General features: G+C 62.0%; 19 protein-coding genes. 12 read left to right on the top strand and 7 right to left on the bottom strand.

Going from position 1 to position 16,441, the window contains the following annotated elements:
• Positions 1-75: 75 nt before the first annotated feature.
• From atpB to SK1NUM_RS08275, 9 genes are all read left to right on the top strand, one after another.
• Positions 76-879 (top strand): F0F1 ATP synthase subunit A, encoded by an 804-nt coding sequence (atpB, locus tag SK1NUM_RS08315; protein WP_212321087.1) that lies wholly within the window; start codon positions 76-78, stop codon positions 877-879.
• Between the two features lie 57 nt (positions 880-936).
• Positions 937-1,161, top strand: coding sequence for an ATP synthase F0 subunit C (gene atpE, locus SK1NUM_RS08310; protein WP_212321085.1), 225 nt, complete (start codon positions 937-939; stop codon positions 1,159-1,161).
• An 8-nt stretch (positions 1,162-1,169) separates the two neighbouring features.
• Entirely contained in the window at positions 1,170-1,721 is a 552-nt protein-coding gene (locus tag SK1NUM_RS08305; RefSeq protein WP_212321083.1) for a F0F1 ATP synthase subunit B, read from the top strand.
• Positions 1,718-2,509, top strand: coding sequence for a F0F1 ATP synthase subunit delta (locus SK1NUM_RS08300; protein WP_212321081.1), 792 nt, complete (start codon positions 1,718-1,720; stop codon positions 2,507-2,509). The genes SK1NUM_RS08305 and SK1NUM_RS08300 overlap by 4 nt, the downstream gene beginning before the upstream one ends.
• Positions 2,510-2,538: 29 nt before the next feature.
• Positions 2,539-4,176 carry a F0F1 ATP synthase subunit alpha gene (gene atpA, locus SK1NUM_RS08295; protein ID WP_212321079.1) on the top strand — a complete coding sequence of 546 codons (1,638 nt, stop codon included), beginning with the start codon at positions 2,539-2,541 and terminating at the stop codon, positions 4,174-4,176.
• Between the two features lie 6 nt (positions 4,177-4,182).
• Entirely contained in the window at positions 4,183-5,097 is a 915-nt protein-coding gene (locus tag SK1NUM_RS08290) for a F0F1 ATP synthase subunit gamma (RefSeq protein ID WP_212321077.1), read from the top strand.
• 8 nt (positions 5,098-5,105) lie between these two features.
• On the top strand, positions 5,106-6,548 hold the full coding sequence (gene atpD, locus SK1NUM_RS08285) for a F0F1 ATP synthase subunit beta (RefSeq protein WP_212321075.1): 1,443 nt from the start codon (positions 5,106-5,108) through the stop codon (positions 6,546-6,548).
• 2 nt (positions 6,549-6,550) lie between these two features.
• The gene (locus SK1NUM_RS08280; protein ID WP_212321073.1) at positions 6,551-6,967 is read left to right on the top strand and encodes a F0F1 ATP synthase subunit epsilon; all 417 of its coding nucleotides are present in this window, start codon (positions 6,551-6,553) and stop codon (positions 6,965-6,967) included.
• A gap of 283 nt (positions 6,968-7,250) precedes the next feature.
• Complete coding sequence (locus tag SK1NUM_RS08275; protein WP_212321071.1) at positions 7,251-7,691, top strand: DUF2550 domain-containing protein; 441 nt, start codon at positions 7,251-7,253, stop codon at positions 7,689-7,691.
• On the opposite strand, the gene SK1NUM_RS08270 is transcribed toward SK1NUM_RS08275, so the two are convergent.
• Positions 7,680-8,312 (bottom strand): cob(I)yrinic acid a,c-diamide adenosyltransferase, encoded by a 633-nt coding sequence (locus tag SK1NUM_RS08270; RefSeq protein ID WP_212321069.1) that lies wholly within the window; start codon positions 8,310-8,312, stop codon positions 7,680-7,682. The two genes, SK1NUM_RS08275 and SK1NUM_RS08270, sit on opposite strands and share 12 nt — an antisense overlap.
• 18 nt (positions 8,313-8,330) lie before the next feature.
• Between SK1NUM_RS08270 and SK1NUM_RS08265 the strand changes: the two genes are divergently transcribed.
• The gene (locus SK1NUM_RS08265) at positions 8,331-9,029 is read left to right on the top strand and encodes a peptidylprolyl isomerase (RefSeq protein ID WP_212321067.1); all 699 of its coding nucleotides are present in this window, start codon (positions 8,331-8,333) and stop codon (positions 9,027-9,029) included.
• A gap of 23 nt (positions 9,030-9,052) precedes the next feature.
• Here SK1NUM_RS08265 and SK1NUM_RS08260 read toward each other — a convergent pair whose 3' ends face one another.
• The 5 genes from SK1NUM_RS08260 to mce all read right to left on the bottom strand — a co-directional run bounded on the left by SK1NUM_RS08260 (position 9,053) and on the right by mce (position 13,826).
• Positions 9,053-9,859 carry an alpha/beta fold hydrolase gene (locus SK1NUM_RS08260; protein WP_212321065.1) on the bottom strand — a complete coding sequence of 269 codons (807 nt, stop codon included), beginning with the start codon at positions 9,857-9,859 and terminating at the stop codon, positions 9,053-9,055.
• A 271-nt stretch (positions 9,860-10,130) separates the two neighbouring features.
• A complete protein-coding gene (gene nucS, locus SK1NUM_RS08255) occupies positions 10,131-10,832 on the bottom strand; it encodes an endonuclease NucS (RefSeq protein ID WP_212321063.1) in 702 nt (233 codons plus the stop codon).
• Between the two features lies 1 nt (position 10,833).
• A complete protein-coding gene (locus SK1NUM_RS08250) occupies positions 10,834-11,964 on the bottom strand; it encodes an AI-2E family transporter (RefSeq protein ID WP_223927431.1) in 1,131 nt (376 codons plus the stop codon).
• 206 nt (positions 11,965-12,170) lie between these two features.
• Entirely contained in the window at positions 12,171-13,265 is a 1,095-nt protein-coding gene (locus SK1NUM_RS08245; RefSeq protein ID WP_212321062.1) for a coiled-coil domain-containing protein, read from the bottom strand.
• A gap of 102 nt (positions 13,266-13,367) precedes the next feature.
• Positions 13,368-13,826: a methylmalonyl-CoA epimerase gene (gene mce / locus SK1NUM_RS08240; RefSeq protein WP_212321059.1), complete on the bottom strand. Its 459-nt coding sequence runs from the start codon at positions 13,824-13,826 to the stop codon at positions 13,368-13,370.
• Positions 13,827-14,033: 207 nt separating this feature from the next.
• On the opposite strand from mce, the gene SK1NUM_RS08235 reads away from it, so the two are divergent.
• Both SK1NUM_RS08235 and SK1NUM_RS08230 read left to right on the top strand, forming a co-directional pair.
• A complete protein-coding gene (locus SK1NUM_RS08235) occupies positions 14,034-14,189 on the top strand; it encodes a hypothetical protein (RefSeq protein WP_014846469.1) in 156 nt (51 codons plus the stop codon).
• A 7-nt stretch (positions 14,190-14,196) separates the two neighbouring features.
• The gene (locus tag SK1NUM_RS08230) at positions 14,197-14,742 is read left to right on the top strand and encodes a PH domain-containing protein (RefSeq protein WP_212321057.1); all 546 of its coding nucleotides are present in this window, start codon (positions 14,197-14,199) and stop codon (positions 14,740-14,742) included.
• 31 nt (positions 14,743-14,773) lie between these two features.
• On the opposite strand, the gene pgm is transcribed toward SK1NUM_RS08230, so the two are convergent.
• On the bottom strand, positions 14,774-16,405 hold the full coding sequence (gene pgm, locus SK1NUM_RS08225) for a phosphoglucomutase (alpha-D-glucose-1,6-bisphosphate-dependent) (RefSeq protein WP_212321055.1): 1,632 nt from the start codon (positions 16,403-16,405) through the stop codon (positions 14,774-14,776).
• Positions 16,406-16,441 lie beyond the last annotated feature (36 nt).

Genomic DNA, 16,441 nt, shown 5'->3' with positions numbered 1-16,441 from the left:
GTTGCTGCCACTGGGCTTGGTCCTGGGCTTGGTGACTAGCACGTACCTGATCATCAAACGATACGGGAGCGGAACGTGAATCCCTGGCTTCTTCCGCTGGAGAGTGGCGGCGAAGGTGGCTACACCCCGCCGAGTGTCAACGATTTCATTTTCGACACTCCCATCATCCCCGGCACCCCCACCTGGATGAACAAGCCTTTCTGGCAGGCTGTCATAGCTGCTCTGCTGGTGGTCCTGTTGTGGTGGTTTGCCTCGCGTCGTCTCAAGGTGCAGCCCTCCAGGCGCCAGTTTTTCGCCGAATACATCTACGAATTCGTCCGCAACGGAATCGCCCGTGACATCCTCCACCAGGACTACCGGCGCTTCCTGCCCTACCTACTCGGCCTGTTCTCGTTCCTCTTGATCAACAACTGGTTTGGCGAGTTCTTCGTTTTCATGCTCCCGACCTTCAGCAACGTCGGGTTCCCCTACGGCCTCGCCATTCTCTCGTGGTGCGTCTACGTTGGCGCAGGGTTCCACAAGTTCGGTGCTGGTTTCCTCAAACGCGCCCTCATCCCAGAGGGTGTGCCGTGGTACCTGCTGTGGCTCATCATCCCGCTGGAGTTCCTGGCCACTTTCGTCACCCGGCCCGTGACTCTGGCATTGCGCTTGTTTGCCAACATGTTCGCAGGCCATCTCGTGGTGCTGGTCTTCGTTGTGGGAGGATCTTTCCTGCTCACCTTCCAGAATAATCTGGTGTATAACATATCAGGCGCAGTATCAGTGATCTTCAGTTTTGCGATCCTCTTCCTGGAATTGTTCATCGGCGCACTGCAGGCCTATATATTCACGGTCCTGACCGCCCAGTACGTCTCGACCTCCATCTCAGAGGCCCACTGATCCGAAAAGTCCGACTCCTGCACCAATCCCGGTGAGGAGCCATCCGAAAGGAAAACCATGCAGACCCTCTTGGAAATCAACGGCTCGCTCAACATGATCGGTTACGCGATCGCCACCATCGCGCCGGCCCTAGGCGTGGCCTGGATCTTCGCCGCAGTCATCAACGGGACTGCACGCCAGCCCGAGGCGCGGGGCGCCATGATGAGCACCGCCTTCATCGGCTTCGCCGTGGTTGAGGCACTCGCCATCATCGCCATCGCACTCGCCTTCGTCCTGCGCTGAGGATCAGCATGGTCCCCGTCAATGGGGTGCTGCTTGAGTCTGGGATAGATCTCGGACCTCTTCTGCCCCATCACCTTTCCGAGATCATCGTCGGCATCATCTTGATGCTGCTGGTGTTTTTCGTCATGTGGAAGGCCGTCGTCCCGGCCTTTGAGAAGATGTACGAGGAGCGGTACCAGCGTATTGAGGGCGGGATTCGGCGTGCTGAGCAGGCTGAGGCCAAGGCGGAGGAAGCCCTGGCCGAGTACAACGACCAGCTCAGTTCCGCCCGTGAGGAGGCAGCCCGGATCCGCGAGGATGCCAAGAACACCGGGGCGCAGATCTTGGCGGAAGCACGTGAACAGGCCACCAAAGAATCGGATCGCATCCTCGCAGCAGGCAGGGCACAGCTTGAGGCCGAGCGAGCCCAGCTTCTGGCCGAGCTGCGCGGAGACATCGGAGGCCTGGCCACGACACTCGCGGGTAAGATCGTCGGTGAGGCGCTCGCAGATGATGAACGCGCCAATCGCACCATCGATCGCTTCCTGTCCGAATTCGAGGCGACGGGCAGGACTCTATGAAATCACGTGAGGCTGCTCTGCTTTCCTTCGATCCGGTAGCCGACGCCACCCGGATAGATGAGGCTGCTGCCGACGATCTGTTCGCGGTGGTTGACCTACTCGATGGTCAGCCCCCACTGAGGCGCTCACTCTCAGATCCGTCTGCCAGCCCAGGGAACAGACAGGTGCTGGCCCGGAGGCTTTTTGACAACAGGCTGGGGGCTGCCGCGCTTGCGGTTCTCCTTGAAGTCGTGGGCACTCCCTGGCCAAGCGGCCGGGCCATGGTCGATGCCATCGAGCGCCAGGGTCTGCGGGGGCTGCTGCGTACCGCCATCGACCGCGGGGAATTGAAACGCATCCAGGAGGAGCTATACCGGTTCGCCCAGGTTATTGAGAGCTCACCGGAGCTGTCCGACGCCTTGCGTGACCCGGTCAGGAGCCTCGACGCGCGGAAGGCATTGATTTCCCGACTGCTGGCGGGCAAGGCGGCTGCGCTCACGCAACGCCTGGCCCTGCGTGCTGCTGCAGCCCGGGCCCGGACGGTTTCCCTGACCCTCGCCAGTTACCTGGTGTTGGCCGCTGCCCTCGCAGGGGAGCGGATAGCCCAGGTCACCGTCGCCCGGCCGCTGGATGAAGCCCGCGAGGAACGGCTCCGCAGGGCCCTTGAGGCCCGGGTGGGTGGGCCTGTTTCCCTGCAGATTGAGGTGGATGAAAAAGTGCTTGGCGGCATGAGCATCACTCTCGGAGAGCACATATTCGAATCAACTGTGGCCGGGCGGCTCGATGAGGCCCGCAGGCTCTTGAACTGACAACAAGCGATAAGCGAAAGTAGGACGCAATGGCTGAACTCACCATCAGTCCCGACGAGATCCGCAGTGCGCTGGACGAGTTCGTCTCGTCATATCAGCCGGCCGCTGCCAGCATGACAGAGGTCGGCGTTGTCGTGACTTCAGGCGACGGCATTGCGCGTGTCGAGGGGCTACCCTCGGCGATGTCGAATGAGTTGCTGCGCTTTGAGAACGGCACCATGGGCATTGCCCTCAACCTCGACGAGCGCGAGATTGGCGCTGTTGTGCTGGGAGACTCCGAAGGCATCGATGAGGGTTCTGCCGTGCATGGAACAGGTGAGGTGCTCTCCGTGCCTGTCGGCGACGGCTACCTTGGGCGCGTTGTCGATGCCATGGGCAATCCCGTCGATGGGCTTGGTGAAATCGCCGGCATCGAGGGCCGCCGGGCTCTGGAACTGCAGGCTGCGGGTGTCATGGACCGCCAGGAGGTCCGTGAGCCGCTGCAGACAGGCATCAAGGCCATCGACGCGATGACTCCGATCGGCCGGGGACAGCGCCAGTTGATCATCGGTGACCGCAAAACCGGAAAGACCGCCATCGCGATCGACACGATCATCAACCAGAAAGCCAACTGGGAGACCGGAGACTCCACGCAGCAGGTTCGTTGCATCTATGTGGCGATCGGGCAGAAGGGATCCACCGTCGCAGAGGTGCGCAGCACCCTTGAGAAGGCCGGGGCGCTGGAGTACACCACCATCGTGCATGCCCCCGCCTCCGACCCCGCAGGCTACAAATACATCGCCCCGTATTCTGGCTCAGCTATCGGCCAGCACTGGATGTACCAGGGTAAACACGTCTTGATCATCTTCGATGACCTGACCAAACAGGCCGAGGCCTACCGGGCTATGTCACTGCTGCTGCGCCGCCCCCCGGGTCGGGAGGCGTATCCGGGCGATGTTTTCTACCTGCACTCACGGCTCCTGGAACGCTGCGCTAAGCTGTCGGACCGCTTGGGTGGGGGGTCGATGACTGGCCTGCCCATCATCGAGACCAAGGCCAATGATGTGTCGGCATACATCCCGACGAACGTGATCTCCATCACCGATGGCCAGATTTTCCTGCAGTCAGACCTGTTCAATGCGAATCAGCGCCCGGCAATCGACGTCGGCATATCGGTTTCCCGGGTGGGTGGTGCTGCACAGATCAAGGCGATGAAGTCTGTTGCGGGATCCTTGAAGATCAATCTTGCCCAGTACCGCGACATGCAGGCATTCGCGATGTTCGCCTCGGATCTGGATGCGGCCTCGCGACAGCAACTGGATCGTGGCGCCCGGCTGGTCGAGCTCCTGCGGCAGGGACAGTATGCCCCCTACCGGGTTGAGGACCAGGTCATCTCGGTGTGGGCTGGTGTTCAGGGACACTTCGATGACGTTCCTGTCGACGATGTGCTGCGTTTCGAGCAGGAGTTCCTCGAACACCTGAGGCACAACACCCAGGTGCTCCAGACGATTGCAGAGACCAGGCTTTTCGGGGATGACCTGAAAGAAGCCACTGAGAAGTCGCTTGCCGAATTCAAGCAGCTGTTCCGGACCTCGGAGGGGAACCTGCTGCCGGGAAGCGAGGAACATGCTCCGATGCCGGATGACGCGATCACCCAGGAGACGATCGTCCGCAAGAAGCGGGGTTGATGCCCGATGGCCAGCAGCCTGCGGGAACTGAGGCAGCGAAGGAACTCTGTCGCCACCACCAAGAAGATCACCCGGGCGATGGAGCTGATTGCGGCTTCGCGTATCGTCAAAGCTCAACAGGCGGTGCGGTCCTCTCTGCCCTACTCGGACTCGTTGGTACACGCGGTGTCCGCCCTGGCGAACTACTCCCATGTGTTGGAGCACCCGTTTTTACGTGACGTGGAGCCGCCCCGGCGTTCTGCGGTGCTCATCATCACTGGCGACCGGGGACTGGCTGGAGCCTACTCGGTCAACGTGACCCGGCTCGCGGAGCAGCTCATGGCGCGGATGCGGGGTGAGGGGCAGGAATGCCTGCTCTATGTGACCGGGAACAAGGGAGTCTCCTACTGCGATTTCCGGAACCTTGATGTGGCGGAGAGCTGGACGGGTTTCTCCATCTCACCCCAGTATTCCCATGCCAAGCAGATCGCGGACGTGTTGATGGAAAGGTTCCTGCGCCCATACGAGGAGGGGGGAGTCGACCAGCTGCATGTCGTCGGGACCCGGTTCCTGACGATGCTGACTCAGGAGGCCATGACCCTCAGGCTGCTTCCTCTAGTGGTGGAGGAATCCGATGAGCCGACAGGCAACAGCGACAATGTGCTGCCTCACTATGCCTTCGAGCCAAGCCCTGCTGCGGTATTGGATCAGGTGCTTCCGATGTATGTCACCAACAGGATCTATTCGCTGCTGCTCAACTCGAGTGCATCGGAGCTGGCCAGTAGGCAGCGGGCCATGAAATCGGCCACGGACAATGCGCAGCAACTGATCGAACGCCTGACCCGAGAGGCCAACCAGGCCCGCCAGGCCGAGATCACCCAGGAAATCTCTGAAATCGTCGGTGGTGCCTCAGCGCTCGCCGAGTCAGCTGGAAACGAATGAGGTAAGAAATGACTGCCACTGCAGATCCGACCACAGCGATGGGTGTCGGTCGTGTTGCCCGGGTCATCGGCCCGGTCGTGGATGTTGAGTTCGCGGCTGACCAGATACCTGAGATCGGCAACGCGCTTCATGTCGAGACTGAAGTGCTGGGCAACAAGCAGATGATCACGCTGGAGACTGCCCTGCACATCGGGGACAACCTGGTCCGGGCCATTGCCTTGAAACCCACTGATGGCATGCGCCGCGGTGCTGAGGTGCGTGACACGGGTGCCCCGATCTCGGTGCCGGTAGGCGATATCACCAAGGGACATGTCTGGAATGTGACGGGGGACGTGTTGAACGTCGACCCGGCCTCCATCGAGGTCACCGAACGCTGGCCCATCCACCGCCCGGCTCCCAGATTCGATGCTCTTGAGTCCCGCACTGAGATGCTTGAGACCGGAATCAAGGTCTTGGACCTGCTGACCCCGTACGTCAAGGGCGGCAAGATCGGCCTGTTCGGTGGCGCCGGTGTGGGCAAGACTGTGCTCATCCAGGAGATGATCTACCGCATCGCCCATAATTTCGGTGGCACATCGGTGTTCGCGGGCGTGGGCGAGCGCACACGTGAGGGCAACGACCTCATCCACGAGATGGAGGAGGCAGACGTCCTGAAGGACACAGCCCTGGTGTTCGGCCAGATGGATGAGCCTCCGGGCACTCGCCTGCGTGTCGCACTGACAGCGCTGACCATGGCTGAGTACTTCCGCGATGTCCAGAACCAGGATGTTCTGTTGTTCATCGACAACATCTTCCGGTTCACCCAGGCCGGCTCCGAGGTGTCCACGCTACTGGGACGTATGCCCTCTGCGGTTGGATACCAGCCGAACCTGGCTGACGAGATGGGGCAGCTGCAGGAGCGCATCACCTCCACCAGGGGTCACTCCATCACCTCGATGCAGGCTATCTATGTGCCAGCCGACGACTACACGGATCCGGCGCCAGCCACGACCTTCGCTCACCTGGATGCCACGACAGAGCTGAGCCGGGAGATCGCCTCCCGCGGGTTGTACCCAGCCGTCGACCCGCTTACCTCTTCGTCGCGGATTCTTGATCCCCAGTACATCGGCCAGGAGCACTACGACACCGCGGTCCAGGTCAAGCAGATCCTTCAGCGGAACAAGGAACTGCAGGACATCATCGCGATCCTGGGGATCGATGAACTGTCTGAGGAGGACAAGCTGATGGTGAACCGGGCGCGGCGGATCCAGCAGTTCCTCAGCCAGAACACCTACATGGCTGAGAAATTCACGAACATCCCCGGATCCACGGTTCCGCTGGCCGACACCATTGAGGGATTCGCGATGATCTGCCGCGGCGATGTCGACCACATCGCCGAACAGGCTTTCTTCAATGTGGGTGCCATGGAGGATGTCTTCGAGAACTGGAACAAGATGCAGAAGGACCTGTGACCATGGAGCGGCAGCCGTTGAAGCTGGATGTCGTCTCGGCGGACAGGATGGTCTGGCAGGGTGATGTCGTCAACGTCATCGCACGCACCAGCGAGGGGGACATCGGCATTCTTCCGGGCCATGAGCCTTTGATGGCGGCTTTGACTCCCTGCATGGTGGAGATCGTCTCTGCAGATGGCACGACGGGAATCCTGGCCATTGACGGTGGGCTGCTCGCTGTTGCCCACGGGCACATCCGGATCCTCAGCCATGAGGTCAAACCTGCTGAGGAGGTCTCCCTGGAAGCGGCCCGCAGGGAGGCGCACGAGCTGCGGCACCTCAGAAGCAAGGGTGAGGCGTCGGATGAGCAGATTCACAGACTGTACATCCTCAATGCGCAGATCCGGGCGGGGGAGAGGTACCTCGCGGATCGCGGATGATCAGTGATTTGGCTGCGGGCGCGGAGACCTGGAGAGCGTGCTGGGAACGGCTGTTCTGACACATGCATGCTTCTTTCTTCCCTGGCCTGGGGATCGTCGGCGGCGTGTGGCCCGGTGCGCCTTACCTGTTGAAGTCTTGTCCATGATGACGCTTGCATGCCGTTTGGCTTTATCGGCATACCTACGGGGAAGACAATTCTTTTACACGCCGTGTGGCGGGTCCTGGTTCGTCATATGCATGTGTTGACGCTATGTTTTGTGCATGGGCTGGTTGGCTTTCGCGGTGGTCATCGCGATCGCCTGCGCTTGTATTCTGCCTTTTTTGCTGCTCTATGCGCGCCGCCGTTGGCTCACCCGCCAGGGCGGCCTTTTTGATTGCGCGCACAGGCTGCGTGACGGTGGGCCCGGCGTCGGATGGGTGCTGGGGTTTGCCCGTTATCGTGGAGACCGGTTGGACTGGTATCGCGCCTTCTCCCTGGCGTTGCGGCCCAGTTGCTCCTTCTCACGCGCCGGGACCAGCTGGCAACGACGCCGTGCCGCAACCGCTCTGGAGGAGGTCGTGTTGTTCGATCGCTCCTGGATTGTCACGATCAAAGACCGTTTCACAGGGCATGAGCACAACCTCGCCATGGACTTGGACAATGTGATGGGCCTGATGGCCTGGATAGAATCCGCTCCGCCGGGAAGCCATTACCTACCTGGTAGCGCTGATTCACCCTTTTGAACGTCGGTGGCGTTTCGGTGCTTCACGGTCTGTTCCCGGGACCCACAGGACATCGCCCTCAGGACCCGCTGCGGTCCGACACATATTGAATAGCAGGTCGCTCAGCCGGTTCAGGTAGGTGATCGCAAGTAGGTTGATCCCACCTTCGCCGCGCTGCTCTGAGGGTTCAGTGCCGTGGGACTGAGCTGCCCGCCAGGCCACCCGCTCCGCACGCCGGCACACGGTGCGAGCCACGTGCAGTTGGGCTGCGGCAGGGCTACCGCCAGCCAGAATGAAGGAGCGAAGCGCCGGGAGATCGGCACCCAGTTCATCGCACCATTCCTCCAGCCGGTCGATAGAGGACTGCTCGATCCGCAACGGTGGATACTCGGGGTGTGGATGCAGCGGGGTGCTGAGATCGGCGCCGACGTCAAACAACTCGTTGCGGATCAGGGACAGCATCTCAACTAGCTTTTCGGGCAGGCCGCCATGAGCCACCGCCAGGGCTAGGTTGGAGTTGGTCTCGTCCACAGCCCCATAGGCCTCGACTCTCAGATCAGTCTTCGGGACCTCTGCATTGTCGGATAGACGGGTTTTCCCAGCATCGCCAGTACGGGTGTATATGCGTGTCAAGTTCACCATGAAGCAACTTTATCTAGAATGGCTGAGGTGTCATTCAAGGCCTTGGTCCCCCTGTTCACGATCACGTCCGTGGCCCTGCTTGCGGGATGCGGCAATGCAAATCAGTCAGCCCCCGCCGATGAGGCGACACGCGCGGTCAGCTGTTCCTACCCGCCCAGTGGGGAACCAGCCAAACCCGTGGATCCCCCAAGCGCTGATGACGTACTGAACGTCGGGGAGACGAAGGCGACTCTTCATCTAGCAACGGGCGATATCGAGATCACGATGGATCGTTCGGCCACTCCCTGCACCATCAACTCGTTCATGTCCCTTGCGCAGCAGGGCTGGTTTGACGAGACGAGATGCCACCGTCTGACCGACTACGGCACTTTTACCCTGCAATGCGGTGACCCCACCGGCACCGGTACCGGCGGCCCTGGCTACACGATTCCAGACGAGCTGAACCCGCGGACCACCGGACTGGAGCGGGAAGGGGACACCGCCACCTACCCTCGGGGCATCGTCGCCATGGCCAATACCGGGGAACCCAACACCGCTGGGTCGCAGTTCTTCATCGTATGGGAGGATACGCAGCTAAGCCCTGAGTACACCGTCTTCGGGACGGTAGATGAAGCCGGGCTGACGGTTGTGCAGGGCATCGCTGCGCAGGGCGTTGACGCCTCCGACGGCACAACACCTATAGGCGAGGTGCTCATCAGGTCCGTCACGCTGAGCTGACAACGTCACCGCCAGGGCAGCGTTCAGCTGACGGTCTGCTGCAACGGCTGGGTCCTACCCGCTGGTGAGGCCAGGAACTCTCTGCAGATCGAGGTGAACGCCTCTGGGTCATCGGCATGTACCCAGTGTCCTGCGCGTTTCAGCGTGATCGTGACCACTCGCGGGAATAGACGGCGCATCGGCTCGGCGTGCTCAGGCTGGACGTAGGAGGACTGGCCTCCAGCGACCCACCAGACCGGGCCGTCATAGACCGCATCTGTGTGTGGCCAGCCACCAATGGTTCCCAGGGAGTCACCAAGCAGGTCCAGATTGGCCATCCAAGCCCAGTCCCCGCTGAGCCGCCGGAGGTTCTGCAGCAGAAACCCCCGGACCTGGGGGTCGGGAATAGCTGTGGAGAGCCGACGGCTGGCCTCGGTGCGGCTGGTCAAGTGCTCCAGGTCGAGACTGTGCATGGCCCCGACTAGGGGAGCAAAACTGCTGGGACCATCACTCGGTGCTGGCGAGATGTCCGCGACCAGCAGGCGGTCAACCATCTCAGGATGGGAGAGCGCCAGTCGCATTGCCAGTTTGCCGCCAAGCGAATGTCCCACCAGCGCGACGGGGCTGGCGAAGCTTTTCTGCAGCCAGCGGGCAATGTGCTCAGCCTGGCCGTCGAGACTGAAACCCACTGTCCACGACGAGGCGCCATGATTGGGGAGATCAGGCAGGTGACAGGTCGCCACGTCGGCCAGGGCGGCTGCGATCCGGGAGAAGTTCTTGCCCTGCCCGAATAGGCCATGCAGGAACACCAACTGTATGGGTCCTGACCCTGTGGTGATGTAGTGGATCATCGGTTCACCCTCCAGCAGTGAGAGTGCCAGTGGCGGCGTTGCTCCACCCCTGAATCGAATCCAAGGCCAGGCTCTTCGGGCCATGCCACCAGATGGGCCATGCCGACGGGGATCTGGTTATTGCAGCCCGGACAGATGTATTGCTTCAAAGCACGATCTTTCGGCACCTCCCGCACCAGAAAGGAACCCGAAGACGTGGCCTGCCGGGAGACATGCCGAGAGGTGTCCAGAGGACGTGGCGGACGCAGATGCTTTGAGGCACGCCGAGCCATCAGAACAGCCGATCCTCGGAGTTGTCCATGCCACGCAGCGCGTCATAGTCGAGCAGCTGGCAGTCAATCCCCCGGTCCGCGGCAAGAGTGGCAGCCTGCGGTTTGATTTGTTGTGCCGCGAAGATCCCGCGCACGGGGGCCAGCTGCGGGTCGCGATTCATCAGCTCCAGGTAGCGGGTCAACTGCTCGACGCCGTCAATCTCACCCCGTCGCTTCACCTCCACCGCGACGTGCAGGCCCTCAGCGTCACGCAGCAGGAGATCCACCGGGCCGATCGGCGTGTAGAACTCACGTTTGACCACCTGCCAGCCAGTCCCGAAGGTCGCCGGATGCTCTGCCAGCAGAGCCTGCAGGTGTGCCTCCACTCCGTCCTTCTGCAGCCCCGGATCCACCCCGAAGTTATGATCGGCATCCAAGAACACCTCGCCCAGAGCGATCCTGAGTGTGTCACCGGACCGGGAACGCACTAGCCACAACGCTGTGGCACCGGCTTCCTGCGCAGCCTCGTCGGGCTCGATCACGGTCAGTGTGCAGGGCGCACTCATCCAGTTGAGGGGCTTGAACGCCCGGTCATCTGCATGGACGGAGACAGAGCCGTCCGCTTTCAGCATGATCAGGCGTTTGGCCATAGGCAGGTGAGCTGTTAGCCGACCCGCGTAGTCGACCTGGCACTGGGCGATGACGAGACGCACGCGACACATCCTAGCTGGCGTCCAGATGCGGCTGGAGCACCTCTCGGTAGAGCAGCAGCAAGGCGGCTGTTGTCGGGATGGCGATCAAGGCGCCGATGAGTCCCAGAAGGATGCCGCCGATCAGCGCGGACAGCACCACGAGTGCCCCGGGCACCTTGACGGTACGTTTCATGACCGTCGGGTAGAGGACATAGGCGTCGAACTGCTGATAGATCAGGAAGTAGATGATGGTGGCGATGCCGATGGTGGGGGAGGTTGCGAAACCGACCAGGGCGACCGCGAGCATCGCTAGTGAGGAACCGACCAGGGGGATGAAGCAGAACAGCGCCACAATGAAGGCCAAGGCCAGTGAATATGCCCCCAGGCCGATGACGTTCATGAAGACGAAGCTGCATCCGGAGGCCACGGTGACCACCATGAACATACCGGTGATGTATCCAGAGACCCCCCGGAAGATCTCATCAGCCAGATACCGGGAACGCTCCCTTCGGCTGGCAGGGGCCAGCTTGTAGATGACCTCTTTGATGGCGGGAAGCGAGGCTAGGAAGTAAATGGTGAGCACCAGTGTCATGATCACGGAGAAAATGAACTGGCCGACCAGGACGCCAGCCCCCCAGATGCCTCCGAACAGATTCTGCACCAGCCCGCCCGAGGCAAGGTAGCGCTGAGCCGTCTCCAGCAAGTTGTATTGGGCATCCCAGCGGGCCACCTGCTCATTCGTAGCTAGCATCCCTATCCAGTAGGGAACCCGGAAGGCGAGTGACTGCACCTGGTTGGTCATCAACGGAACCAGCGCCGTCACCCCCAGCACAATGACTCCCAACAGGGCCACCGTCACGATGAAGACCGCCAGCGGCCGGGGCACCCGGCGTCTTGTGAAGAACTCGACGGCTGGATTCAGCCCCAGGGCGAGGAACAGAGAGAGCACCACCAGCACCAAGATGTTCTGGACCTGCAAAGCCGCGACAATCAAGCCGATCGCTACGAGCACACCCAGTGCCCCGAAGAAGCCGATGGAGAACGGTGAATGGTTCAGCAGCTTGGCCTCATTTTGCACGACCACCGGGGGAACCGGCTTCACCGGCTCCTCCGGGGTGGGGGTCAGCAGTTGTTTCGCCCCCTGGCGGGCATTGCCGAACATTCCGCTGAAGGCGCGGCGGAACCGGTGCAGTAAACCGCGCAGTCCACGGGGCTGGAAACCCCCTTGCGACCGGGGGACAGCTGAACCAGTTTTGGGGACTAGGCTGTCCGGTTCCCCGGGAGCGGCCGGTGAAGTGGCAGCCGATCCGGGGAATCCCTCCGATGCCTGGGAAGGAAGATCATCTTCTGCCTCGGGGCCCGAGACCGTCACTTTGCCTGCTTGTGATCCCTCGGCTGCGGGGACGTCACCTCGTCAGCGCTAATGATCTCGGTCAGCTCCATGTCAGGCACAGCCTCCTCAGCCATGGCACGCAGGTTCTGCATAGATGCGATGATGGAAGTCCGGCGCGCCATCAGGGCAGCCACCTCCCGCTCGAGCTGTTCCTTGCGCCAGGCGACCTGTTCCTCGAGTTGCTCCTGCTTCTGGTGCACCTCATCCCGCATGGCAGACAGCGTGGCCTCAGCCTCACGGGTGGCGGTCAGCCGGATCTGCTCGGCTTCCTCCACCGCTGACTCACGGATCTTGATCGCCTCTGACCGGGCCTCCTCGATCTGCTTTGAGGCAGCGTCAGAGCGCGCCCGGGCCTCGGTGAGCTGAGCCGTGACATTCTCCTCTGTCTTCCTGACGGCCTCTGCCTGCTTGGACAGGGCGGTGGCAGTGGATTTTTCCGTTGCCAGGCGAGCGGCAGTGGCGTCGCGCTCCGCCTCCTGGCGCGTCCGTGCGGCATCGAGACGGGCAGCCTCCAGCTGTGCGTTGATACGCTGCGCCGTTTCCTCCAGCAGGGATTTTGACTGGGCCTCCGCGTCGGCGCGTACCAGGTTTGCATCGCGCCGGGCAGCTTCGAGCACTGCCTGCCCAGCCTCTGCCTGCTCCTGCCGGAGCTTGCGGAGGCTGGCGAGCCCGGACAGCCGGACGTCGTCGGCCTCCTGCTGCGCAGCCTCGCGAGAGGCAGCTGCCGACAGCCGGGCTTCCTGCCGTAGCCGGTCGGACTCGGCCTCGGCCAACCGCACCAGCTCTGCCGCCTGAGCCTCTGCTGCCTCCAGCAGAGCACGGGCATGGGCTCCCAACTTGGAAAAATCCGTGGTCCCGACTTGCGAGCGGGCGAAGCTCGTCTCCCGGCGCTGCTCTCGCAGCTGGACCTTCATCTCAAGCATCCGCTGCTCAAGATCCTGGATGTAGGAATCCACCGCCTGTTTGTCATAGCCGAGCATGGCATGGGGGAATCCCCCGACGGCGCTGGCCTTGTCCTCGAAGAGGTTGAGGCCGGTTTCCTCCTCGATCTCGGTACGAACATCGGTCATTGTTGTCTCCTGGCTTGGCACGATCGGTACTGAGCCTACCTTGGAGTGAAGGTATTGGTGCCGGTGGAGCTCAGGCGCGTCCACCGGCGTATCGCATCGATCTCAGTGAGAGGCGCTCTTTGCAGGCTCCACCAGCTCAAGAAGGACCCCGCCGGCGTCCTTCGGGTGAACAAAGTTGATGCGGGAATCAGCGGTGCCGCGCTTGGCTTCTGGGAACAGCAGCCTGAGGCCACGTTCCCGCAAGACGGCACTCACATGGTCCAGGTCATGGACGCGATAGGCGAGCTGCTGGATGCCAGGGCCGCCGTTGCGGTCAAGCCACTTGGCGATAGTGGAGTTCTCGTTGAGGGGGGCCAGGAGCTGGATCTTGGCGTTCTCTTCTCCCTGAGTCCCGGTGCCGATCATGGCCTCGGCGACGCCCTGCTCCTCATTGATCTCCCGGTGCAGCTCTCGCCAACCGAAGACCTCGGTGTGGAACTTGATGGCCTCATCAAGGTCCCGGACCGCCAGGCCGACGTGATCGATGCAGATGAACAGATCTTGGTTCTCCATGCCCGCCATTGTTACACCCGGCTTTCTGGCTTGACCGGCGGGGTGGGGACAAAAGTTTCATCCGGTCCGGCGGCGCGGCGTGACAGCGGCGGGGGAGCACCGAGTGCGACACTACGAGTTTGGACGGCGGCGCGTCGGATTTAGCTGATGCCCAGGGTTCATGCACACTGGTAAGTGCTCATTTGAGTCCCTTCCCCCTTGAGACTTGGAGACATCATGGTTGGCTGGATCAAGAAGGTTCTGCTTGTGCTCGGCATCGCCTTCGTGGTCTTCTACCTGTTCACCCGTCCCGAAGCGGCTGCGGAGGCTATCAGGACATTCTTCGGGGCCTTCGAGTCGATCGCTCGTTTCTTCTCCCGCCTCGCCGGTTAAGCCGGTCATGGGCCTGATTGCCCGTCTCCTCGAACCCGATATCCAGCGTCACCTGCTGGTGGAGGAGGATGAGAGGGTCATCGATGAAGTGCGCAAGCACTGGGTGGTTTCCCTGCCGTGGATCGGCGTGATGTGTCTCAGCATCCCCGCCTTCGTTTTCATGACGGCGGTGCGCGGTTTTTTCTGGGTCCCCATGCTGGTGGGGCTTTACTTGCTGGGCCTCGGGTTCTGGAAGGCCCACGTCGCACACATGGACCGGTTCGTCATCACCAACATGCGAGTTTTCCGTATCCATGGGGTGTTCAACACTCATCTGGCGACGATGCCGATGACCCGGATCCTCGACATCTCCCTGGAACAACCAGTGCTCGGGAAGGTCTTCGACTACGGACATCTGGTCTTTGAGTCGGCAGCCCAGGCCCAGGGGCTACGCGACATCCGCTATGTCGCCCGCCCTGCGGATCGTGACCTCACGATCCAGAGGGTTATCCAGCGCTCCGGCCTCCGCAAGAAGATGGTGATGGAGGACGAGGACGCGGCCGACGGGGTATGAGCCCGGCCGGCCGCGTTCGGGAAAGCGCGTGTCAGCTCTGGAGGGCGGCGTCGACCACCTGCCGGGCCTCCTGCTGGATCTGTGCCAGATGGCCTGGATCGCGCAGTGACTCTGCATAGATCTTGTACTTGTCCTCCGTGCCCGAGGGACGTGCCGCGAACCAGCCCGAATCAGTAGTCACCTTTATCCCCCCGACGGCAGCCCCATTCCCAGGGGCCTGGGTGAGGACAGCGGTGATCGGTTGGCCAGCCAGTTCATGTGCTGTGACGTCATCGGGGGACAGCGCTGCGAGCCTAGCTTTCTGTTCCCTGCTGGCCTCCGCATCAACGCGGGCGTAGTAGGAGGTGCCGAAATCCGACTCCATGTTGGCGTAGTGCTGGCTGGGGGAACGGCCTGTCACCGCCAGGATCTCACTGGCCAGCAGGGCCAGCAGGATACCGTCCTTGTCGGTGGTCCAAGTGCGCCCCTCAAGATCGAGGAAACTCGCTCCAGCGGATTCCTCACCACCGAAACCGAGTGATCCGTCGGTGAGCCCTGGCACGAACCACTTGAATCCGACGGGCACCTCAACCAGGCGGCGTCCAAGGCGGGCAGCCACTTTGTCGATGATGGATGAGGATACCAGGGTCTTGCCGACTCCCGCGGCGGCAGCCCAGCCTGGCCGGTGCGAGAACAGGTAGTCGATGGCGACTGCCAGGAAGGCGTTGGGGTTCATCAGCCCGGCGTCCGGGGTGACGATCCCATGGCGGTCTGAGTCGGCGTCGTTCCCCGTCGCGATGTCATAGCGGTCGCGGTTGGCCACCAGCGACGCCATCGAGTTCGGTGAGGAGCAGTCCATCCGGATCTTGCCGTCGGTGTCGAGGGTCATGAACCGCCAGGTGGGATCCACCGTCGGGTTGACGACGGTCAGGTCGAGGGGACTGTGCTCGGCCAGGTACTCCCAATACTGGACGGAGGCGCCGCCCAGGGGATCGGCTCCTATGCGGACTCCGGCTGCCGCGATGGCTTCGAAGTCCAGGGCGCTTGTCAGCTCCGTGCAATAAGGGGTGCGGTAGTCAAACCGTGTCACCTTGGCCGTGGCCTGCTCATACGGCGTGCGGCGAATGCCCGAGGGCGACGCCATCAGCTCATTTGCACGGTCGGCGATCCACTTCGTCGCACCAGTGTCGGCGGGTCCGCCAGTGGGTGGGTTGTATTTGAATCCTCCGTCACGCGGCGGATTGTGGGAAGGCGTCACGACGATCCCGTCAGCGACCTGGTCAGAATGCTCACGGTTGTACCGGATGATGGCGCGTGAGACCGCTGGGGTCGGGGTGTACTCATCCTCCTGCTCGGCGAACACGGGGACACCGTTCGCCACCAGCACCTCAAGCGCGGTACGCCACGCAGGCAGAGACAGGGCGTGGGTGTCCTTTCCGATGAACAGGGGGCCACGCACTCCCTGTGCGGCCCGGTACTCCACGATGGCCTGCGTTGTTGCGGCTATATGGAGGTCGTTGAAGGCGGTGTCGAGGCTGGAACCACGATGTCCCGAGGTTCCGAACACCACCCTCTGGTCAGGATTGCTGGGATCGGGGGTCAGGTCGTAATAGGCCGCGATGACGGCATCGACGTCGATGAGATCAGATTCCAAGGCCACCAGGCCAGCTCGCTCATGTGCCATACCCCCATCTTTCCACTTCCAGTTGTGGGAATTGAC

Source organism: Arachnia rubra (assembly GCF_019973735.1).
Taxonomy (GTDB): Bacteria; Actinomycetota; Actinomycetes; order Propionibacteriales; family Propionibacteriaceae; genus Arachnia; species Arachnia rubra.
Note: the sequence above shows the minus strand (reverse complement) of the source record. Positions and strands in the feature narration are given on the sequence as shown.